The organism is Brachybacterium rhamnosum (assembly GCF_039526185.1).
Taxonomy (GTDB): Bacteria; Actinomycetota; Actinomycetes; order Actinomycetales; family Dermabacteraceae; genus Brachybacterium; species Brachybacterium rhamnosum.
Genome location: NZ_BAAAIS010000006.1, coordinates 34,357 through 55,585, shown reverse-complemented (window position 1 = coordinate 55,585; position 21,229 = coordinate 34,357). Strand labels below are relative to the sequence as shown.

Annotated in this window: 20 protein-coding genes; 7 read left to right on the top strand and 13 right to left on the bottom strand. The window is 73.6% G+C overall.

The annotated features are described in order from the left end of the window. Positions 1–171 precede the first annotated feature (171 nt). Complete coding sequence (locus ABD080_RS16325) at positions 172–1,608, bottom strand: variant leucine-rich repeat-containing protein (protein ID WP_343906461.1); 1,437 nt, start codon at positions 1,606–1,608, stop codon at positions 172–174. A gap of 127 nt (positions 1,609–1,735) precedes the next feature. Continuing rightward, positions 1,736–3,526, bottom strand: a complete 1,791-nt coding sequence (gene treS, locus ABD080_RS16320; RefSeq protein WP_343906460.1) for a maltose alpha-D-glucosyltransferase — start codon at positions 3,524–3,526, stop codon at positions 1,736–1,738. Between the two features lie 126 nt (positions 3,527–3,652). On the opposite strand from treS, the gene ABD080_RS16315 reads away from it, so the two are divergent. Next, positions 3,653–4,360 (top strand): hypothetical protein, encoded by a 708-nt coding sequence (locus tag ABD080_RS16315; protein ID WP_343906459.1) that lies wholly within the window; start codon positions 3,653–3,655, stop codon positions 4,358–4,360. 10 nt (positions 4,361–4,370) lie between these two features. Here ABD080_RS16315 and ABD080_RS16310 read toward each other — a convergent pair whose 3' ends face one another. Further along, the gene (locus tag ABD080_RS16310; protein WP_343906457.1) at positions 4,371–4,967 is read right to left on the bottom strand and encodes a hypothetical protein; all 597 of its coding nucleotides are present in this window, start codon (positions 4,965–4,967) and stop codon (positions 4,371–4,373) included. A 97-nt stretch (positions 4,968–5,064) separates the two neighbouring features. Then, positions 5,065–5,754, bottom strand: coding sequence for a uracil-DNA glycosylase (locus tag ABD080_RS16305; protein WP_259360667.1), 690 nt, complete (start codon positions 5,752–5,754; stop codon positions 5,065–5,067). Between the two features lie 88 nt (positions 5,755–5,842). Between ABD080_RS16305 and ABD080_RS16300 the strand changes: the two genes are divergently transcribed. From ABD080_RS16300 to groL, 3 genes are all read left to right on the top strand, one after another. Next, complete coding sequence (locus tag ABD080_RS16300) at positions 5,843–6,130, top strand: DUF3263 domain-containing protein (RefSeq protein ID WP_137771505.1); 288 nt, start codon at positions 5,843–5,845, stop codon at positions 6,128–6,130. A gap of 71 nt (positions 6,131–6,201) precedes the next feature. Further along, complete coding sequence (locus ABD080_RS16295) at positions 6,202–6,789, top strand: LytR C-terminal domain-containing protein (RefSeq protein WP_137771504.1); 588 nt, start codon at positions 6,202–6,204, stop codon at positions 6,787–6,789. 313 nt (positions 6,790–7,102) lie between these two features. After that, positions 7,103–8,740, top strand: a complete 1,638-nt coding sequence (gene groL / locus ABD080_RS16290) for a chaperonin GroEL (protein WP_343906453.1) — start codon at positions 7,103–7,105, stop codon at positions 8,738–8,740. Between the two features lie 212 nt (positions 8,741–8,952). Here the strand turns inward: groL and ABD080_RS16285 are convergent, their stop codons facing one another. Further along, positions 8,953–9,684 (bottom strand): SAM hydrolase/SAM-dependent halogenase family protein, encoded by a 732-nt coding sequence (locus tag ABD080_RS16285; RefSeq protein ID WP_343906451.1) that lies wholly within the window; start codon positions 9,682–9,684, stop codon positions 8,953–8,955. Between the two features lie 96 nt (positions 9,685–9,780). Then, a complete protein-coding gene (locus ABD080_RS16280) occupies positions 9,781–10,788 on the bottom strand; it encodes an LLM class flavin-dependent oxidoreductase (RefSeq protein WP_137771501.1) in 1,008 nt (335 codons plus the stop codon). Between the two features lie 117 nt (positions 10,789–10,905). Here ABD080_RS16280 and ABD080_RS16275 point away from each other — a divergent pair, with 117 nt between their 5' ends. From ABD080_RS16275 to ABD080_RS16265, 3 genes are all read left to right on the top strand, one after another. Next, positions 10,906–11,874, top strand: a complete 969-nt coding sequence (locus tag ABD080_RS16275; protein WP_343906448.1) for an MsnO8 family LLM class oxidoreductase — start codon at positions 10,906–10,908, stop codon at positions 11,872–11,874. A 62-nt stretch (positions 11,875–11,936) separates the two neighbouring features. Further along, complete coding sequence (locus tag ABD080_RS16270) at positions 11,937–12,128, top strand: hypothetical protein (RefSeq protein WP_343906446.1); 192 nt, start codon at positions 11,937–11,939, stop codon at positions 12,126–12,128. 69 nt (positions 12,129–12,197) lie between these two features. Beyond that, positions 12,198–12,551 (top strand): hypothetical protein, encoded by a 354-nt coding sequence (locus tag ABD080_RS16265; RefSeq protein ID WP_137771498.1) that lies wholly within the window; start codon positions 12,198–12,200, stop codon positions 12,549–12,551. Here ABD080_RS16265 and ABD080_RS16260 read toward each other — a convergent pair. The 7 genes from ABD080_RS16260 to ABD080_RS16230 are packed head-to-tail and all read right to left on the bottom strand — an operon-like array spanning position 12,517 to position 20,871. Then, complete coding sequence (locus ABD080_RS16260; RefSeq protein ID WP_343906443.1) at positions 12,517–13,023, bottom strand: GNAT family N-acetyltransferase; 507 nt, start codon at positions 13,021–13,023, stop codon at positions 12,517–12,519. The two genes, ABD080_RS16265 and ABD080_RS16260, sit on opposite strands and share 35 nt — an antisense overlap. After that, positions 13,020–14,717, bottom strand: a complete 1,698-nt coding sequence (locus tag ABD080_RS16255; RefSeq protein ID WP_343906441.1) for a dipeptide ABC transporter ATP-binding protein — start codon at positions 14,715–14,717, stop codon at positions 13,020–13,022. The genes ABD080_RS16260 and ABD080_RS16255 overlap by 4 nt, the downstream gene beginning before the upstream one ends. Continuing rightward, on the bottom strand, positions 14,714–15,574 hold the full coding sequence (locus tag ABD080_RS16250) for an ABC transporter permease (RefSeq protein WP_343906439.1): 861 nt from the start codon (positions 15,572–15,574) through the stop codon (positions 14,714–14,716). The genes ABD080_RS16255 and ABD080_RS16250 overlap by 4 nt, the downstream gene beginning before the upstream one ends. Further along, positions 15,571–16,575, bottom strand: coding sequence for an ABC transporter permease (locus ABD080_RS16245; RefSeq protein ID WP_343906437.1), 1,005 nt, complete (start codon positions 16,573–16,575; stop codon positions 15,571–15,573). Before ABD080_RS16245 ends, ABD080_RS16250 begins: the two co-directional genes overlap by 4 nt. Next, positions 16,572–18,218, bottom strand: coding sequence for an ABC transporter substrate-binding protein (locus tag ABD080_RS16240; RefSeq protein ID WP_343906435.1), 1,647 nt, complete (start codon positions 18,216–18,218; stop codon positions 16,572–16,574). The genes ABD080_RS16245 and ABD080_RS16240 overlap by 4 nt, the downstream gene beginning before the upstream one ends. Then, the gene (locus ABD080_RS16235) at positions 18,215–19,471 is read right to left on the bottom strand and encodes an aminotransferase-like domain-containing protein (RefSeq protein WP_343906433.1); all 1,257 of its coding nucleotides are present in this window, start codon (positions 19,469–19,471) and stop codon (positions 18,215–18,217) included. The genes ABD080_RS16240 and ABD080_RS16235 overlap by 4 nt, the downstream gene beginning before the upstream one ends. Next, positions 19,471–20,871 (bottom strand): FAD-binding oxidoreductase, encoded by a 1,401-nt coding sequence (locus tag ABD080_RS16230; protein WP_343906431.1) that lies wholly within the window; start codon positions 20,869–20,871, stop codon positions 19,471–19,473. Before ABD080_RS16230 ends, ABD080_RS16235 begins: the two co-directional genes overlap by 1 nt. Positions 20,872–21,229: the final 358 nt, after the last annotated feature.

The window sequence follows — 21,229 nt, the reverse complement described above, 5'->3', positions numbered from 1 at the left end:
GAGGGCCGGACATCTGTCCGATACTTCGCCTGATTGGCCCGTGTGCGGGCGCGGGCCGCGTGGGCCGAGAAGGCATCGCCCCTTCGCGCCGCCTCGCCATGCCGGCCCTCGCCCATGTCGTGTCCTGCTCGTTACCGATCCGGTCCGGACCGGTCACGGAGCGGGGCGGGGTCAGAAGGTGTCGTACGAGCCGCGGCTCACCGTGAAGCCCTTCCCGGTCATTACGTTCCAGCAGGTCATGCCGGAGGACTCGCTCGTGCAGGCCACATCGCCGTTCACGGCGCTCTCCCCGTAGGCGAGGGTCTGCGCGCCGCTGCCGAACTCCTGGGAGCAGTCCGGGGCGGCGTCCTCCCCGGCCACGACGATCGAGAACGGGCCGTCGGCGCAGCCCTCGATGTCGTCGCCGTAGCGGTGCTCCGCCACGGAGCAGCCCACGCTGTCGCCCTCGAGGCTGCAGGTGATGTTGCCGGTGGGGGAGGCGACCGCGTCGAGCTCCTGGGCGGAGTCCGGGGCGGGGGAGACCGGGTCGGCGCTCGGCTCCTCGGCGGCGCTGGACTCCTGCTCTGAGGGCTCCGCGGAGGCGGAGGTCGTGCTGTCGCGGCTGTAGGTGTCCTCGCCGTCGCTCAGCCAGGCCCGTCCCGCGAGCAGGCCGACGATCGCGAGGATCAGGGCGAGCAGCAGGCAGCCGCCGCAGGCCCACCAGACGCGGCGGCGGGACCGGCCGTCGTCGTCCGACGGCGGCGGGTTCTGGCCGCTCGTGCCCCAGGGGATCGGCCCGGCCGGGGCCGCGGCGGCAGGACCGGGAGCGGGGGCCGCGGGGGCGCTCGCACCGGCCGACGGCGCACTGCCGGCGTAGCCACCTGCAGCGGCGCCGCCCGCGACAGCACCGCCCGCGGCGGCTCCGGCGACGGCCGGGAAGGCGGCCGTGGGGGTGGGCGGCGCGGTCATGGGGGCGGTGTCGGGCTCGGGCGCCGGGGCGGCGGCCCCTGCGGCTGCCGCGGTCGAGGGACCGGGCTGCGCGGGCGACGCGGGGTCGGCCGAGGGGCGGACCACGGTCCAGGCGTCCACCTCCGGGGCGTCCCCGGGGTCGGCGGCGGCGTCGGCGTCCGCGGCGGGGGAGCGCGTCGGCGCCGGGTCCGGCGAGGGTCGACCTGCGCCGGGCGGCAGGGCGACGACGCCGCTGCCCTCGTTGATGCGCACCCCGCTGCTCGCGGGGACCGGCTCGTGCGGCTCGGTGGGCGGGCCGGCGTCCAGCGGCACGGAGGCCTCCGGCGCGGCGGTGAGCGGGGCGAGCGAGGTGTCGGGCTCGGCAGCGGGGGCGGCGTCGGTCTCGGTCTCGGACCCGGTCTCGGGCTCCGCCGCAGGAGCGGCGTCGGCCGCGGGGGCGGAGGGGGAGCCCGCCTCGGGCGCGGAGCCGGCACTCTGCTCGAAGGCCTGCTTCGCGGAGGGGTTCGTCGCGAGGATCCACGAGCGCGCGGCCTCCGGGCAGGACGGGTTCGTCACGATGGCGTCGTGCAGCTCGGGATGGCTCTGCGTGAGCTCGAGCAGCCGCTCCGGCGCGGTGCGCGGGTCGCGCGCCTCCTGCTCGGGCGTTCGAGGTGTCGTCACATCCGTCTCCGATTCCGTCGTCCCGGCCGCAGTCTCGGCCGAGTCCGGGCGAGCACGATACAGGTCCCGCCTCCGGACGCCGGTGAGCCGGCGGCGCGGCCGGCCCCGTGACGGCACCTCCACCGGGTCAGATCCCGACCGCGGAGTCGTCGATCACCGGCAGGGCCGTGGTCTGGGTCATCGGCTCGCCGTCCTCCCGCAGCGGGCGCACGCGCAGCCAGTAGAAGCCGTGCGAGCCGAGGGTCAGGGTGAGCGAGCCGTCCTCCGCGATCGGCGGGAACTCGTGGCCGCCGAACAGGTCCCGCATGGTGCGCCGCTCGAGCCCGGTGACGTCGAGCGTCGTCGTCACGGGATGCGCCGCCAGGTTGAACACGCACAGCAGGGTCTCGGCGTGCTCGGCGGCGTCCTCTCGATATTCGGCGCCGTCGTAGCTGCGCGTGAAGGCGAGGACCCGCTCCGAGTCCGCCGCGACAGGCCCGTACTCGCCCATGCCGAAGGCCTCGTGGGCGCGGCGCACCGCGAGCATCCCCCGCACGAAGTGCAGCAGCGAGCTCGAGTGCGCCATCTGCGCCTCCACGTTCGCGGTCGCGTAGTGGTAGACGAGGTTCTGCACCACCGGCAGGTACAGCTTCCCGGGGTCCGTGATCTCGCTGAACCCGGCGTTGCGGTCGGGGGTCCACTGCATCGGGGTGCGCACCGCGTCGCGGTCCTCGAGCCAGATGTTGTCCCCCATGCCGATCTCGTCCCCGTAGTAGAGGAACGGCGAGCCGGGCAGCGAGAGCAGCAGGGCGTGGATCAGCTCGAGCTCGGCGCGGGAGTTGTCCAGCAGCGGGGCGAGGCGGCGGCGGATGCCGACGTTCGCGCGCATCCGCGAGTCCGGCGCGTACCAGCCGAGCATCGCCGCGCGGTCCTCCGGCGAGACCATCTCGAGGGTCAGCTCGTCGTGGTTGCGCAGGAAGGTGCCCCACTGGGCGCCGCGGGGGATCGACGGGGTCTGGGCCATGATGTCGATGATGTGCCGGGCGGAGCCCTCGCGCAGGGCGTAGAACAGCCGCGGCATCACCGGGAAGTGGAAGCACATGTGGCACTCCGGGGACTCCTCGGAGCCGAAGTACTCGACCACGTCGTTCGGCCACTGGTTCGCCTCGGCGATGATCACGCGGCCCGGCCAGTGCTCGTCGACGAAGGCGCGCAGCTCCGCGAGGAACGCGTGGGTGGCGGGGAGGTTCTCGCCGTCAGTGCCCTCCTCCTCGTAGAGGTAGGGGATCGCGTCCGCGCGGAACCCGTCGATGCCCTTGTCCAGCCAGAACCGCACGACGTCGAGCATCGCCTGCCGCACGGCGGGGTTCTCGAAGTTCAGGTCGGGCTGGTGGGAGAAGAAGCGGTGCCAGTAGAACTGCCGGCGCACCGGGTCGAAGCTCCAGTTGCTCTCCTCCGTGTCCACGAAGATGATGCGCGCGTCCTGGTACTTCTCGTCGGTGTCCGACCACACGTAGAAGTCCCCGTACGGGCCCTCGGGGTCGGAGCGGGACTCGAGGAACCACGGGTGCTTGTCGCTCGTGTGGTTCATCGGCAGGTCGATGATGACGCGGATCCCCCGACGGTGCGCCTCGGAGACGAGCCGCTCGAAGTCGGTGATCGACCCGAACTCCGGCAGCACCGCCTCGTAGTCGGAGATGTCGTAGCCGCCGTCGCGCAGCGGGGACGCGAAGAAGGGCGGCAGCCACAGGCAGTCGATGCCCAGCCACTGCAGGTAGTCGAGGCGCTCGATGAGCCCGCCGAAGTCGCCCGTGCCGTCCCCGTTGCCGTCCGCGAAGGCGCGCACGAGCACCTCGTAGAACACGGCGCGGCGGTACCAGTGTGGGTCGTAGTCGACCCCCGGTCCCTGCGGGGCGAACTGGGCGGAGTTCAGGGGCATCGGTTCCTCCAGGGGGAGTAATGACCGCCGCGGCGTGCGCGCCCGGTCGCGGGCGATGGCGACACGGTACTGCGCGGGCGGCCCCGCCGTAGCATGGGCCCGATCATCCGGGGGACGGGGAGGCGCATGAGCGAGCAGTGGGGCCCGCAGGGGCCGACGTCGGCCCAGCCGGGCCGTCCGAACGGTCAGGGCCCGCAGGGCGGGTACCCGCAGCCGCCCGCGCCCCCGCAGGGCCGCCGCTGGGGGATCTGGATCGCCGTCGGCTGTCTCGCCCTCCTGCTCGTGCTGCTGCTCGTCGCGACGATCGGCGGCGTCGTCTACCTCGTGGGTCGCGACGGTCGCGAGGACCCGCCCTCGACGACCAGCGCCCCCGCGACCGTGACCTTCACCGGCACCACCTTCACGCTGACCCATCCCGACACCTGGGCGGAGGGCGACCGCACCCCGGACACCGGCATGGAGCTGAACCTGCGCCGCACCGCCGGTCAGGAGGAGGACGACGACGGCATGCAGCACGGGGACAACGTGACCGTCTACCAGTTCCAGTCGGAGCGGCAGGCCGTCGCCGAGTGCCGCTGGCAGGCCCCGTTCCTGGGGTGGGGCTTCGACGACCACGAGGACGCCGAGGAGCTCGACCGGACGGAGGTGGGCGGCGCCCCGGCCGCGCACCACCGGGTGCACGGCACGTGGGACGGCCAGCCGGTCGTCGCGGAGACCTGGTGCCTGGACGTGGACGGCGGCGTGCTGCAGATCGTCGCGGAGACCTACGGCGCGGAGGAGATCTCCTCCGAGGAGGCCCGGATCGTCTCGAGCCTCGTGGTCACCGCGGGCTGAGCGGGCCGGCTCAGCCCTCCTGCCAGCTCCAGTCCTCGAGCAGCTGACGCGCCGCCTCGGGCTGCTCCTGCTCCGTGGCCGGCGCCGACTCCGTGAGCACGGCGATCGCCGCGGTGCCGTCGGCCGCGCAGACCAGATCGGCGCGATAGGCGTCCACGGGCACGGCCTCGAGGGTGCGGCGGTCCGTGGTGCGGCCGTCGAGCGGCGGGGGATCGGCGAGTTCGGTGCCGACCTGGGCGAGGCCCTGGGTGAGCGAGCCGGCCTGCAGGGCGTCGCACAGGGCGGAGGGCCCGGTGCCGTCCTGCGAGCGGAGGATCGAGATGCGCTGCGTGGAATCCGCGGACTCGAGGCCGGCGACGAGGGTGAGTCCCGCGCCCGCGGGCGCGCTGCGGGCGCCCCAGCCTGCCGGGGAGACGGTGGTGAAGCTGCCGCCGTCGATCGCGGTCCCCACCGGCTCCGCCCGGGCGATCGCCATGCCCGCGCCGACCGCCACCCAGAGCGCGGAGACCACGAGGAAGGCGATCGCGCCGGCCCGCCGTCGCGGATCGTCCCGGAGCGAGCGCAGCAGGGCGCGTGCGCGTCCCGCGCTGCTCGTGCCGCCGCTCATGGTCCCCTCCTCCGTCGGCCCCGCCCCACGCTAGACCGGGAGCGCCCCGTGCCCGCGCGCGTTGTGGACAGCCGGCGGGCAGCGCCGCGGGCGGGCCTCAGCCCCGCTCGACCCGCCAATCCACCGGTGCGGCGCCCTGCTGCTCGAGCAGGGCGTTCACCTGCGAGAACGGCCGGGAGCCGAAGAACCCGCGGGAGGCGGAGAGCGGGCTCGGGTGCGGCGAGGCCACGTGCGGCACGTCCCCCAGCATCGGCACGAGGGATTGCGCGTCGCGGCCCCAGAGCACGGCGACGAGCGGACCGCCGCGCTCCACGAGAGAGCGGATCGCGAGCTCGGTGACCTCCTCCCAGCCGCGGCGGCGGTGCGAGGCCGGTGCCCCGGGCCGCACGGTGAGCACCCGGTTCAGCAGCATCACGCCCTGCTCCTGCCAGGCGGTGAGGTCCCCGTGGGAGGCGGGCGGGATCCCGAGATCGGCCTCGAGCTCCTTGTAGATGTTCACGAGCGAGCGGGGGAGCGGGCGCACATGCCGCTCGACCGCGAAGGAGAGGCCGATCGGGTGGCCCGGGGTGGGGTAGGGGTCCTGGCCGACGATCAGCACGCGCACGTCCGCGAGCGGGGTGGTGAAGGCGCGCAGCACGTCCTCGCCGGCGGGCAGGTAGCCGTGTCCCGCGGCGACCTCCTCGCGGAGGAAGCCGCCGATCCCGTGGATGCGCTCCTCCACGGGGGCGAGGGCGCGGGCCCAGTCCTCGGCGAGGGTCTGCGAGAGGGGTCGGGGAGTGCTCGGCATGGTTCCAGTGTGGCAGGGGCGACAGGTCCCCGCGCGGCGGGCGGCGCGCCGCCGACGCCCGCCCCGCGCGCCGCCGTAGGGTCGATCCATGCCCGCCGAGCTCCCCTCCGATCCGTCCGCGTCCGCCCTCTCCGAGAGCGACCGCCGGATCCTCGAGCTCGAATCGCGCACCTTCCGCTACGTGGGGGCGAAGGAGCGGGCGATCCGCGAGGAGATCGGCATCTCCCGCATCGCCTACTACGTGCGTCTGAACGCGCTGCTGGACTCCCCGGACGCGCTCCGCACGGCACCCGCGCTCGTGCACCGGCTGCGCGGTCGGCGCGTCTCCGCGGACCCGTCTTCCGCCGCTTCGCAGGATCCGGGCCAGGTGGCCTGAGCCGCCGCATCCGTCGGGACGCGGAGCGTGTGCTCCCGCGACCTCCCCGGCCGAGCTGGTTCAATGGGCCCGTGGCAGATTCCCAGTACCCCTACCCGCCCGACCGGTTCGACGACGAGGCGGACGCCTCCTCGTTCCACGGCGCCCACCGCGCCGAGGAGCCGTTCTGGCGCCAGAACCTGGTCTACATCGTCATCATCGCGGCCGCGTTCGTGACCCTGGTGGTGCTGCTGTTCGTGATCGGGAACCTCGGTCGCGGCGGGGACGAGCGCTCCGCGGATCCCACGACCCCGGCCGCCTCCTCGGAGGCCGCGCAGAGCGACGGCGGCGGCGCCTCGGAGGCCCCGGCCGCGGAGGCCGACAAGTCCACCCCCGTCCTCGTCGTCAACGCCGGCGGCATCAACGGCCTGGCCGGGACCTGGCAGAGCGCCCTCGAGGACGACGGCTGGGAGAAGGTCGACGTCGGCACCGCGGACAACCGCCAGCAGGAGGCCGTGGTCTTCTACCGCGACGAGGCGGACGCCGCGAGCGCCCAGGCCCTCGCGGACTCGGTGGGCGCCGGCGAGGCCCGCCAGAGCGACGAGTACGACGCGAGCATCACCTTCGTGGCGATCGAGGAGCCGGCCGACGACTTCGGCTCGGGCGACGGCGAGGGCTGAGCGCCCGGCAGAGCCCCGAGGACGGGCCGCCCACGCCGACCGGACTGCACGTCCGGGGCGCAGGGCGGCCCGTTCTGCATCAGACCGGGAGCCGCGATGTGCTCGAGGCGAACGGGGTTAGCACTCTCAGGGGGAGAGTGCTTATGATGATCTGGCACTCGGTGCACGGGAGTGACAGCTCTCCGCGTGCCGGGCCCTGAACATTCCGATCCCGTGAGGGATCCGCCGCCGTGGGACAGGAACACGGTGTCGGATGCCGTCCGTCGCGGGCACTGGATCGGGTGGACATCACAGACACGGGAGAGATTCCACCATGGCCAAGCTCATCGCTTACGACGAGGAGGCCCGTCGCGGCCTCGAGCGCGGGATGAACCAGCTCGCTGACGCCGTCAAGGTCACCCTCGGCCCCAAGGGTCGCAACGTCGTCCTCGAGAAGTCCTGGGGCGCCCCCACGATCACCAACGACGGCGTCTCCATCGCCAAGGAGATCGAGCTCGACGACCCGTACGAGAAGATCGGTGCGGAGCTCGTCAAGGAGGTCGCCAAGAAGACGGACGACGTCGCGGGCGACGGCACCACCACCGCCACCGTCCTCGCCCAGGCCCTGGTCAAGGAGGGCCTGCGCAACGTCGCCGCCGGCGCCAACCCGATCGCGCTCAAGCGCGGCATCGACAAGGCCGTGGCCGCCGTCTCCGAGACCCTGCTCGCGCAGGCGAAGGAGATCGAGACCAAGGACCAGATCGCGAACACCGCCGCCATCTCCGCGGCCGACCCGGCGATCGGCGAGCTCATCGCCGAGGCGCTCGACAAGGTCGGCAAGGAGGGCGTGATCACGGTCGAGGAGTCCAACACCATGGGCCTCGAGCTGGAGCTCACCGAGGGCATGCGCTTCGACAAGGGCTACATCTCCGCCTACTTCGTCACCGACGCCGACCGCCAGGAGGCCGTGCTCGAGGATCCCTACATCCTCCTGCTCTCCTCCAAGGTCTCCGCCGTCAAGGACCTCCTCCCGCTGCTGGAGAAGGTCATCCAGTCCGGCAAGCCCCTCGCGATCATCGCCGAGGACGTCGAGGCCGAGGCTCTCGCCGTGCTCGTCGTCAACAAGCTCAAGGGCTCCTTCAAGTCCGTGGCCGTCAAGGCCCCCGGCTTCGGCGACCGCCGCAAGGCGATGCTCGAGGACATGGCGATCCTCACCGGCGGCCAGGTCATCTCCGAGGAGGTGGGCCTCAGCCTCGAGACCGCCGGCCTCGAGCTGCTCGGCCAGGCCCGCAAGATCGTCGTCACCAAGGACGAGACCACCATCGTCGAGGGCTCCGGCGACGCCGACCGCATCGCCGGCCGTGTGAAGCAGATCCGCACCGAGATCGAGAACTCCGATTCGGACTACGACCGTGAGAAGCTCCAGGAGCGCCTCGCGAAGCTGGCCGGCGGCGTGGCCGTCATCAAGGCCGGTGCCGCGACCGAGGTCGAGCTCAAGGAGCGCAAGCACCGCATCGAGGACGCCGTGCGCAACGCGAAGGCGGCCGTCGAGGAGGGCGTCGTCGCCGGTGGCGGCGTGGCCCTGCTGCAGGCCGGCAAGGACACCTTCGACAAGCTCACCCTCACCGGTGACGAGGCGACCGGCGCCAAGATCGTGAAGATCGCGATCGAGGCCCCGCTCAAGCAGATCGCCGTCAACGGCGGGCTCGAGGGCGGCGTCGTCGCGGAGAAGGTCAAGAGCCTCCCCGTGGGCCAGGGCCTCAACGCCGCGACCGGCGAGTACGAGGACCTCCTCGTCGCCGGCATCATCGACCCCGTCAAGGTCACCCGCTCCGCGCTGCAGAACGCGGCGTCCATCGCGGGCCTGTTCCTCACCACCGAGGCCGTCGTGGCCGACAAGCCGGAGCCCGTCAAGGCTCCCGCCGGTGGCGACGAGATGGGCGGCATGGGGGGCATGGGCGGCATGATGTGATCCAGCCCCACGGCTGATCACCTGCCGCTCGACCCGAGCGCACAGCGGGCCCCGATCCTCTCCGGAGGGTCGGGGCCCGCTGTCGTCGCTGGGCCGGTGCCGGGCAGGAGCGCGGTCCGGTCGCAGGCAGAATGGCCCGATGACCGACGAGATCCAGGAGCCCCTCGTCGTCCCCGTCCCGCCGGCGGAGGTGTACGCCGCGGTCAGCGACGTCATGCGCACGGGGGGAGTGGAGCCCGCAGTGCCGACGCTGCACCTGGGACTCGGACGCCCGCGGCGTGGACCACGGTGTCGTGGTGGCGCACGCGCACGGTGACCCGGTCGCCGGGGCCGACGCCGAGCTGCGCGAACAGGGTGCGGGGGATCGAGGTCCACAGGGACCCGTAGCGCACGTCGAGCGTGTCGATCGTGCCGGTGACGCGGCCGTCCGCGAGCTCCGGCTCCGTGATCGGCAGCCGCACGAGGGCCGCGGGGTCCAGGGCGGGGCCCACGTCCTCGAAGGCGGCGATCCCGGCGGCGAGCCGGGCGCCGGTGAAGGCGTAGATGTCCCGCCCGTGGAAGGTGTAGGACTCCTCGGATCCGGGCCGACGGTGGCGGGTCTCGTCGATCTCCCGCAGCTCCGTGATCCCGACGATCGCGTCGAGATGGGTGAGGGTGCCGTTGTCCGGGGTGACCACGAGGTGGCCGGTCGCCGTGCGGGCGACGGCGGAGAGGCGGTCGGAGCCGACGCCCGGGTCCACGACGGAGACGAACACCGTCCCCTCGGGCCAGTAGGAGAGCACCTGGGCGAGGCGGTAGGAGCCCTCCCAGATGTCGTACGGCGGGATGTTGTGGGTGACGTCGTGGATCCTCAGGCCCGGATCGACGCCCACGGCGACGCCGTACATGGCGCTCACCGCGCCGTCGTCGAGCCCGAAGTCGGACTGCAGGACGAGTGCGCTCATGGAGCGCTTATGCGCGCGGCGCCCCGGCCGGGACCGGGGCGCCGTCATCCGGCGTCATCCGCCGTCACGGACGGCAGGTGCCGAGAGGGTGCGGGCTCAGAGCCCCCAGGCCTCGGCGAGCAGCTCGATGCCGCGGATCCGGTGCTCGGGGTCGAAATAGTTCGCGGTGACGATGAGCTCGTCCGCCTCGGTGGCGTCGACGATCGCCTCGAGCTGGGAGACGACGCTCGACGGGGAGCCGACGGCGCGGATCGAGAGGGTCTGCTCGACCTGCTGCATGAGGTGGTCGGGGTAGGCGCCCTCGAGGTCCCGCGGCGGCTGCGTCTTCATCCGCTGCCCGGTGACGATGCCGAGGAACTGCTGCACGTTCGTGGTGAACAGGTGCTGCGCCTCCGCGTCCGTCGGCGCGATGACGACGTTGACGCCGACCATCGTGCGCGGCGCGTCGATCTGCGCGGCCTCGCTCTGGGTGGCGCTGAAGCTCTCGCGGTACACGCGCAGCGCGTCGAGGTACTGGAAGGGCGCGAAGTGCGAGGCGACGGAGAAGGGCATCCCCAGCTGTGCGGCGAGCCGGGCGCCGTTGGTCGTGGAGCCGAGGATCCACATGGGCACGTCGGTGCCCTCGGCGACGCCGGCGCGGATCGGCAGGCGGCCGCTCGGCTCGGCCTGGGACCAGTCGCGCATCTGCTCGACGGCGGCGACGAAGGCGCCGGGCTCCGCGGAGGTGCGGGCCAGCAGCTGCGCCGTGTACTGGTCGGTGCCGGGCGCGCGGCCCAGGCCCAGGTCGATCCGGTCGCCGTGGAACTGGACGAGCGTGCCGAACTGCTCGATGACGGCGAGCGGGGAGTGGTTGGGGAGCATGATCCCGCCGGAGCCCACCCGGATCCGCTCGGTGAGGGAGGCGGCGCGGTCGATCAGCAGGCTCGTGGCGCTCGAGGCGAGGGACTCCGTGTTGTGGTGCTCGGCGTACCAGTAGCGGGAGTAGCCGGAGCGGTCTGCGGCCTGCGCGGCGCGCATCGAGACGGCGATCCCCTCGCGGGCGTCCTGCCCCTCGCTGAGGGGGACCAGATCGAGGATCGACAGGGGGACGTGGGGCGTGCTCATGGCGCGAGCCTAGCCACGTCCCGGGCGCCGTGGCGGAGCTTGGAGGAGGGGGATGGATCACCCGCCCGGAGGCCCCGGAGCGGGAAGAGACGCGGGGGTCGCGGCGTTGCGGATGCCGTGGAACTGTCCCTCCTCGATCGCACCCGTACGCGCTCCGACCTGCCCGAGCAGGCGGCGCCCGGGCACAGCATCGAGCGGGCCGTGGCCGCGGAGGCGCTCGGCTACCGCCGCTTCTGGGTCGCCGAGCACCATGCCGTGCCGGGCATCGCGAGCCCCGCCCCGGCGGTGCTGCTCGCCGCGATCGGCCAGCGCACCTCGAGGATCCGCCTGGGCTCCGGCGGCGTCATGCTCCCCAACCACCGGCCGCTCGTGGTCGCCGAGCAGTTCCTGCTGCTCGAGGCGCTCACGCCGGGCCGCGTGGACCTGGGGCTGGGGCGCTCGCTCGGCTTCACCGCCCCGGTGCGGGATGCCCTGGGCCGTGACGCCGCGAGCCCCGAGGAGTTCGCCCGCGAGGTCGAGCAGGTGCGGGACCTCCTCGCCGGGGACGGCCCGATCACCGCCCGCCCGGCCGCCGCGACGCCGCCGCCGCTGCACCTGCTCGCGACCGGAGCGGGCCTCACCACGGCGGCGCAGCTGGGCCTCGGCGTCGTCATCGGCGGGCCGATCCTCCACAGCGAGGACCTCGGCGCGCAGGTCGGCGCCTACCGCCGCGGCTTCCGCCCCCACCGGGGCAGCACGCCGCACGTCATGCTCTCGATGGACCTGCTCGTCGCGAGCACCGACGCCGAGGCCCGCGAGCTCGCCCTCCCGGAGATCTGGGCGATGGTCGCCTCCCGCGTGACCGGCGAGTTCCCGCCGCTCGAGGACCCGGCGACGATCCGCGCCCGCGACCTCACCGCTCGCGAGGCCTCCCGGGTCGAGCAGGGCCTCGCGACCGCCTGGGCGGGATCCGCCGCGACCCTGCGCCCGCGGGTCGAGCGCCTGGTCGAGGCGACCGGGGCCGACGAGGTCCTCGCCTCCGGATCGACCTTCGACCGGGGCGCGCTCGCCGCCTCCGACGCCGCGGTCGCGGAGCTGCTGGGCTGAGCGCCGGGCCGCACCCGTCGACGGACCGTACCCGGCGTGGCTATGGTGCTCGGGATCAGCCGATGGAGGAGGTGCAGGTGCCGACACGCATCACCAATGACGATCCCTTCCACGATCCCGAGGCCGCCAAGCACCGTGCCGAGCGGGCGCCCGGTGAGGTCCTGGGAGACCGGCTCTGGTCACGGGACACCGAGGACCTGCACCTGGAGATTCCCGCGCGCAGGAGCGAACTTCCACGCGAACGAGGACTCTGACCCGCGCGACCGGCCGGAGTCCGACCCCCCCCAGGGCAGGGGAGCGGTGAGGGGGCATAGCCTCGGCGCATGACCTCCTGGCAGCCGGACCTGCTCGCACGCCTCGCCGAGCGCGTCCCCGGTGACGTCGTCCCCTACGGCTCGGTGACCGCGCCGGAGCTGCTCGACGGGTGGAGCGACCTCGACGTGGCCGTCACCGCGCGGGAGCCCTTCGCCGCGCACCATCGCACCGCGACCGAGCACGACTCCCGCGCCGCCGAGGCGCAGGCCGTGCTCGCCGGGCCGCTCGGAGCGCGCACGGCCCTGGACGCCTACACCCTGTACGGGCGCCCGCGCGCCGAGATCGAGCCGGTCTATGCCGCAGATCCTGCCCCCCTCGAGGCGGTCCTCAGGCGGGGAGCGGCTTCCGGAAGCAGACGCTGATCCCGTCGGCCGGATCGTAGGGAGCGAACACGGGGACGCGCTCCCAGCCCTGCCGCTCGTAGAGCGCGATCGCCTCGGGCTGGCGGTTCCCGGTCTGCAGGAACAGCTCCGCGGCGCCCTGCTCGCGGGCGCCCTCCTCGAGCTGCTCGAGGACGGCGCTCGCGAGGCCCAGACGGCGGTGCCCGGCGTCGATGAACAGGCGCTTGACCTCCCAGCGGTCCGGGAGCCGGCGCAGGGTGCCCGTCGCGGCGACCTCGCCGTCCACGAGGGCGAGCAGCAGGAAGGCGACGTCCTCCGTGGTGGGCGGCGCCGGGCGGGGGCTGTCCCCGCGCAGGGTCGCGTACCGGGGGCCGATCTCCGCGTCCATCGCGGTGCGCAGGGCCTCGCCGCGCGGATCGTCCCAGCTGGTGCGCTCCCAGGTCAGGGTGCGGCCGTCCCGCAGGAGCGTCCGTCCCTGATCGGTGGCGGTCATGCGGGCACCTCCGTCGTGTCCCGGCGGGCGGGGATCGAGTTGATGAGCTGGCGCGTGTACTCCTCGCGCGGATCCGAGAGCACCCGGTCGACGGTACCCGCCTCGACGACCTCGCCGCGGCGCAGCACCGTGAGGGTGTCCGCGAACTGGCGCACCACGCCGAGGTCGTGGGAGATGAACAGGTAGGTCAGGCCCAGGTCCCGCTGCAGGGTGAGGAGCACCTCGAGGATCCCCGCCTGCACGGTCACGTCAAGGGCGCTCGTTGGCTCGTCGAGCACGAGGACGTCCGGCCGCAGGGCGAGGGCCCGGGCGATCGCGACGCGCTGGCGCTGCCCGCCGGAGAGTGTGCCCGGTCGCCGGGAGCGCAGCGCCTCGGGCAGGCGCACCGCCTCGAGCGCCCAGGCGGCGCGCTCCTCCCGCTCGGCGCGGTCGCTCACGCGGTACAGGTCCAGCGGCTCGCGGACGATCCGCTCCACGGTGAAGCGCGGGTCCAGGGAGGTGAAGGGGTTCTGGTGGACGATCTGCAGGTGACGGCGCACCTCGCGCAGCGCCCGTCGGTCCGTCGGATCGACCGCGCGACCGCCCACGGCGAGGCTCCCCGCGTCCACGGTCTCGAGGCCCAGCAGGGCGCGGGCCGCCGTGGACTTCCCCGAGCCGGACTCGCCCACGAGGGCGTGGGTGCGGCCGCGGGGGATCGCGAAGGAGACGCCGTCCAGCGCCCGCACCTCGCGGTCACGGCTGCGGAAGGTGCGGGAGACGTCGGAGACCTGCACCTGCGGCGCATCGGTGCGGAAGGCGTCGCCCGTGAGCGGGTGCCGTTCGTCCCGCTCCGCGCGCAGCCCCGCGAAGCGGTCCGGGTTCAGGCCGGGGACGTCCGCCTGCAGGGCCCGCGTGTACGTCGAGCGGGGCGCGGTGAACACCTGCGCCGTCGGCCCCGCCTCCTGGACGGAGCCGTCCTGCAGCACGACGACCTCCTCCGCCCGGGCGGCCGCGATCGCGAGGTCGTGCGTGATCAGCAGGACCCCGATCCCGAGCTCGCGGCGCAGGTCGTCGAGCAGGTCGAGGATCTGCTTCTGCACGGTGACGTCGAGGGCGGAGGTCGGTTCGTCGGCCACGAGCAGCCGCGGCCCGGGCAGGATCGCGAGCGCGATGAGCACCCGCTGCAGCTGCCCGCCGGAGAGCTGATGGGGGAAGGAGTCGATGATCCGCTGCGGGTCCGGCAGCCCCACCCGCTCGAGCGCGCCGCGCACGAGCGCCTCGCGGTCCGCGCGGCGACGCGCTCCGGGCACGAGCGCCGCCGCCTCGAGGGCCTGCGCGCCGATCGAGCGCACCGGGTTCAGCGAGGAGCCCGGATCCTGCGGGACGAAGCCCAGCACGCGGCCGCGCAGCGGCAGGAACTCCGCCTCGCGCAGGCCCGTGAGCTCACGGCCCTGCACGGCGATCGAGCCGTCGACGCGGGCGCGGCGGGAGCCGAGCAGCCGTAGCACGGCCCGCGCGATCGTCGACTTGCCTGAGCCCGACTCGCCGATCAGCGCGAGCGCCGAGCCCTCGGCCACGGAGAACGAGACGTCGTGCACGACGTCGGTGTCCCCGTAGGCGACGCTCAGACCGCTCACCTGCAGCAGCGGGACGGGCGGCGCAGGCTCCGGGACCGTTCCGTCGGTGCTGCCCTGTGTGTGCTCGAGAATGCTCATCGGTTCCTCCCCTGATCCAGCCAGCGGCTGATGCGGCTCACGGACAGCACGACGACGGCGATGACGAGACCCGGGGCGATCACGAGCCACGGGGCGTGCAGGAGATGCTCGCGGCCGTCGGAGACGAGCAGACCCCAGTCGGAGGCCGGGGGCGGATCCCCGTAGCCGAGGAACGCGAGCCCGGCGATCACGAGGATCGCGACGCCGAACTGCAGGATCGCGAGGGACACGACGGGCCGCAGCGCATTGGGCAGCACGTGCCGCAGCAGCACGTACGCGGAGGAGCCGCCGTTCACGCGCGCCGCCTCGATGAACACGCTCGTGCGCACCCGCAGCACCTCCGCCCGCATGAGCCGGGCGAACACGGCGACCGCGGAGACGCCCGTCGCGATCGCGGCGTTGCGGGTGTCGTAGCCGAGCGCCGTCACGACGACCACGGCGAGCAGGAAGCCGGGGATCGCGAGCAGCACCTCGACGACGCGGCCCACGACCGCGTCCACCCAGCCGCCGAGGTAGCCCGAGAGCAGGCCCAGCACGCCGCCCACGACCACACCGATGGCGACCGCGATCAATGCGCTCGTCATCGAGGAGGCGGAGCCGTGGATGATCCGCGTGAGCAGGTCCCGCCCCAGGTGGTCGGTGCCCAGCCAGTACTGCCCGCCGGGTGCGGTGAACTTGTCGTCCGGCACGCCGAGCGCCGGGTCGTGGCGGGTGAACAGGCCCGGCACGAGCGACCAGGCGAGGACCAGCAGGATCACCGCGACGGACAGGATCACCGTCACGGGCGGTCGTCGGCGGGCGAGAGCGCGCGGGCGGGCCGCGGCGAGCGGCCCGGTGGTCAGTGCGGTCGCGGTCATCGGGTTCCCTCCGTCCCGCGCAGCCGCGGGTCCAGCAGCGGGTACAGCAGGTCGATCACGAGGTTCACGACGACGAACACGGCGGCGGAGAGCACCACGGCGACGAGCAGCACGGGGACGTCCTGCGCGGCGACCGCCTTCTGCACGACCGTCCCGACGCCCGTGCGGCCGAAGATCGTCTCGGTGATGAGCGAGCCACCCAGCACCTCGCCGAGCACGAGGCCGACGACGGTCACAGTGGGCAGCAGGGACGGGCGCAGCAGGTGCCGCAGCACCACCTGCGCGGGCGGCAGGCCGCGCGAGACGGCGACCTCCGCGTAGTCCTGGCCGGCGGAGTCGTCGAGCGCGGTGATGAGCACCTGCGCGATCTGCGCGGAGACGGGGATCGCGAGGGTCAGCGCCGCGGCGAGCGTCGAGCCCGCGCTGTCCGGGTCCACGAGGCTGAACAGTCCCAGGTTCACGGCGAGCACCTGGATCAGCACGAGGCCGATGAGGAAGTTCGGGGTCGAGAGGAACACCGTGGGCAGGGCGCGCACGAACCCGTTCAGCGGCCCCTCGGGCAGCAGCCGCGAGAGCAGACCCAGCACGGCCGCGATGAGCACCGCGAGCACGAGCGCCGTGACGGCGAGGGCCAGCGTCGAGGGGATCGCGGCGCCGAGCACCGCGGTGACCGGCTGCGAGGTGGACAGAGACAGCCCCAGGTCCCCGCGCACCGCATTGCCGAGCGAGATCAGCAGCTGCACGAGGACGGGCCGGTCGAGGCCGTGGAAGGAGCGGATCTGCGCCTTCTCCGCGTCGGTGTACCCGGCCTGCGGGCTGTCCAGCTGCGCGGAGATCGGGTCGCCCGGGATCGCGGCGAGCACGAGGAACACGAGCACGTAGGCGAGGACGACGACGATCAGCGCCTGGCCGGTGCGGCGCGCGGCGAAGGCGGCGTAGCGGCGGGCGGAGGCTGCCGACGGCGCCGCGGCCCGGCGGGGTAGGGTGGCCGCGGTGCTCATGAGGGCTCCTTCGTGGCGGCGTGGTACGAGGGGATCGCGACGGCGTTGAAGGTGATGCCGCTCAGACCCGGGGTCTGCACGTAGATGCGCTGCACGTTCTGCTCCAGGGGGATGAAGTAGGCCTGCTCGAGCACGTGCCGGGACAGCTCGTCGACCACGCCGGCGCGCTCCTCGCGGGAGACGGCGCCCGCGACCTCGTCCCGGAGCCGCACGAGCTCCGCGTCGGAGGAGCCGACGGCGAACCAGTCCTCGCCCTCGTCGGTCACGACCCCGGCGACCGTGCCGACGTCCACGAAGCTGCGGGTCACCTCGGCGACGCCCTGCGTCGGGTCGTTGGTGACGCGCTCGCCCCAGGTGGGGATGTCGAGCTTCTGCGTGCGCACATGGATCCCGAGCCGGCCCAGGTGCTGACCGATCAGCTCCGCCTCGGGGACGGAGCCGGTGAGGTACGGGGTGGGGTAGATCGTGAAGCCGAGCTGCACGCCGTCCTTCGTGCGGAAGCCGTCGGCGTCGCGCTGCGTCCACCCGGCCTCGTCGAGCAGGGACGCCGCGAGCTCCGGGTCGTAGGAGAAGAGGTCCGTGAGGTCCGTGGCCTCGGGGACGCCGGACTGCAGCCAGCTCGTCGCCGGCTCCCAGGCGTCGGTGAAGACGGTCCGCAGGATCTCCGCCCGGTCGATGCCGCGCGTGAACGCCTGCCGCACGCGCACGTCGTCGAACGGCGCGACGTCGGTGCGGAGGTTGTAGCCGTGCACGAAGCCGAGGTAGCGGGGCACCTCGATGTGGAAGCCGGCCTCCGTGAAGGAGTCCAGCACCTGCGGGTTCACGTTGTAGGAGACGTCGGTCTGGTGGGCGCGCGCGGCGGAGGCGCGCAGCGTGTCGTCCGGGAGCACCGTGAAGGTGATCGCGGCGAGGCTCGCCGGTCCGCTCGCGCCGAGCACCTCGGGCGCCCAGTCGTAGTCCTCGCGGCGCACGAGGCGCACATGGTCCCCGGCGGCCCAGGAGCCCAGCACGAAGGGGCCCGAGCCGATCTGGAAGGCGAGGTCGGACTGCTGCTCGAGGGAGCCGGCGAGGCTCGACGGGGCCATGAGCTGGCAGCCGTGGTAGCCGAGGGTCGGCAGGAAGGAGAGGGTCGGCGCGGTGAAGGTGACCCGCACGGTCCGCGCGTCCACGGCCTCCGCGGCCTCGAAGGTGCTGCCCGGGAACAGGCCCACCCGGGCGAGCCCCTCCTCGGGCCGGCCGACGGCCCAGGCCTGGATGTTCGCGACGACGGCCTCCGCGTCCAGCGGCGTGCCGTCGGAGAAGGTGACGCCGTCCCGGAGATGCAGCACGTACGCGGTCGCGTCCTCGTCCTGCTCCCAGGACTCGGCGATCCACGGGGACACCTTCCCCTCGGGATCGGTGTGCACGAGCTTGTCCGTGAGCTGCTGCCACACGTTCGCCTCGTAGCTCGAGATGGCGCTCTTGGAGGGCACCCAGCCGCCGTCGAGGTTGGAGATGAGGAAGCTGAGCTCCTGGTCCTGCGCGTCGGCGCCGCCGTCGGCCTGTGCGGCGTCGACCGCGCAGCCGGCGAGGGGGAGCGCGGCGAGGCCCAGGGCCCCGGCCCCGAGGCCCTGCAGGAGATGGCGCCGGGAGGTCCGGGTCATCGCCGCGCCTCGGGGGAGGTGAGGGCGCCGACGAGCCGCTCGACGCCGGTGCGCAGGCCGTCCTCGGGGAGGTGGCTGATACCGATCCGCAGACGGCCGCGATCCTCCGTGCCCTCCTCGAGGAAGAAGAAGCGGCCGAGCACGGCATCGGTCCCGAAGCGGGTGCGGGCCAGCTGCTGCGCGGCGGCGAGGTCCACGCCCTCGTCCTCCACGCGCGCCCACAGGAAGATCCCGCCGCTTCGATGGTCCACCGTGACCCCGCCGGGGAGGGCCGCGTCGAGCAGCCCCGCGACCAGGTCGAAGCGGTCGGCGTAGGCGGCCCGGGCGCGGTCCGCGATGCCGTCGAGGCCGCCGTCGAGCGGGGCATGGTCGCCCGCGCCGACGATCCGCTCGACGACGGACTGCACGAGCACCGAGGAGTGCTGGTCCTGGTTCGCGCGCAGACGCGTCGCGGGGCCGACGAGCCAGGTGGGGAGCACGAGATAGCCGAGCCGCAACCCCGGTCCGAGGACCTTCGAGAAGGTCCGCACGTGCACCACGAGCTCGGATCCGAGGTCGTAGTCCGCGGGCACCTCGACGCCGGGGAAGCCGAGGCCCGCGTAGGCGTTGTCGGAGACGATGACGAAGCCGTAGCGCTCCGCGAGCTCCGTGAGCCGCTCGCGCTGCGCCGCCGGGGTGACGAAGCCCGTCGGGTTGTGGAAGTCGGGGACCGTGTAGAGGAGCTTGGGGCGCGCGCCCGCCTCGAGCCGGGCCTCGAGGGCGTCGATGTCGAACCCGTCCTCGCCGAGCGCGAGCGGGAGCACCTCGACCTCGTGGTGCTGGAGGTCGCGGAAGATCAGCGGGTAGGTGGGGTCCTCGACGACGATCCGGTCGCCGCGGTCCAGCAGCGCGTCGAACACGAGGGACAGGCCGTGGAAGGCGCCGTTGGTGATGAGCACGCGGCTCGCGTCCACGCCCTCGCGCTCCGCGATCCACTCGCGCAGCGGGGTGATCCCCGGTGTCACGTTGTACTGCAGCGCGGCGACGAGGGCCTGCGGGTCCTCGGTGAGCGCGGCGGTGGCACGGCGGATCGCGTCGAGGGGGAGGGCGTCCGCGCTCGGGGCGCCGCCCAGCAGCGGGACGGCCCCGGGCAGCGCTCCCGCGGCCTTGCCGAAGCCGCGCGAGCGGTCCTCCCGCGCGCCGAGCGCGGAGAGGAGTCCGCCGGCGAGGCGCTCGGGGGAGAGGCGGGCGGGGGCGGTCGAGGTCGTGGTCATCACAGGGCCTTCCCGGGGTTCAGCAGGTGGCGGGGATCGAAGGCGTCCTTCAGGCGGCGCTGCAGGTCGCGGGAGGGGGTGGGGAGCTCGAGGTCGAGCCAGCCGCGCTTGGCGGTGCCGATGCCGTGCTCGCCGCTGATCGTGCCGCCCAGGTCGATCGCGGCCCGGACGAGGTCGTCCGCGGCGGCGAGGATCGCGGGCGGGAGCTGCCCGGGCACGTCCTCCGGGGCGGAGGGCAGGGCGAGGCTCGGGTGGAGGTTGCCATCTCCCGCGTGGGCGACGGCGGAGGTCTGCACGCCGTGGCGGGCGCCGATCTCCGCGAGCTCCGCGAAGACGGCGCCCAGCTGGGACTTCGGCACCGCGACGTCCTCACCCAGGCGGTGCCCGCCGGCGCCCGATCCGCGGCCCGAGCGGCGCAGCTCCCACAGGTGCTCCGCCTCCGTCTCGTCCTCGATCACGCGCAGGGTCGCCCCGGCGACGGTGAGCGCCGCGGTGAGGTCCGTGGTCTGCTCCTCGACGCCGTAGCCGTCGAGCTCGATGAGCAGGATCGTCGTGTCGCCCTCGGCGATCCGGGACCCCGCGTTCGCGTCGATGTCGTGCAGCGTCGCCGCGTCCAGCAGCTCCGTCGCGGCGGGCCGCACGGGGCTCAGCGAGATCGCGTTGACCCCGGCCGCGGCGGCGGTCGTCGACGGGAAGCGGGCGAGCAGGGTGCGGCGGGCGACGGGAAGCGGGCGGATCCGCACCGTCGCGGCGGTGACCACGGCGAGCGTGCCCTCCGAGCCGATGAGCAGCTGCGTGAGGTCCAGGCCCGTGACGCCCTTGATCGAGCGGTGGCCGGTGCGCAGGAGCGTGCCGTCGGCGAGGACCGCCTCGAGGGCGAGCACCGACTCGCGGGTCACGCCGTACTTCGCGCAGTGCAGCCCGCCCGCGTTGGTGGCGATGTTGCCGCCGATGCTCGAGAGCCGCGCGCTCGCCGGGTCCGGAGCGTAGAAGAAGCCGTGCGGGGCCAGCGCGGCGGAGAGGTCCGCGGTGATGACGCCCGCCTCGACCACGGCGACCTCGTCGAGCGGGTCGATCTCGCGGATCGCGGTGAGCCGCTCGAGGCCCAGCACGATCGCGCCGTGCGAGGGGACGGCGCCGCCGGAGAGGCCGGAGCCGGAGCCGCGGGGCACGACGACGGTGCCCGTCTCGTGCGCGGCGCGCAGGGTCGCCTGGACCCCCGCGGTGTCGCGGGGCAGGACGAGCAGGAACTCGGTCCCGGCCTCGGCGCGGACGGCCGTGTCCCCCGCGTAGCGCTCCTCGGGCTCCGTGATCACGGCGTCCTCGCCGATCTCGGCGCGCAGCCGGGCGGCGAGGTCGGTGAGGTGCGGGTTCAGCCCGGTGGGCGCGGTGGTCGTCACGCTGGCTCCTTGAGGTCGGAAGTGATCGCCGTCCATGGTGGGGGCGATGAAGGCATAAGAGCAAACGATGACCAACATAAGCGTTCATGTCGCGTCACCTGAGGGTGGGGATGGGTGGGCGGCGAGCCTGCCGGAGGAGCCGGCGGGGGCGGCGGTGGTCGGCGGGAACGGCTCGAACGGCCGTGAAAGACGGGCTTGGTGTTTCGCCAGGAGCCAATGATGGCCTTTACTCCACAGTGGCAGGTTATCCACATTCTTGGCGTTCGCATTGACGCGTGAGGGTGGGGGGATGGAGGTGGCGCTGAGGGTGGGCCCGAGGTGGTGGGCGCTGCGATGGGGGAGCGGGCTGGCCACCATT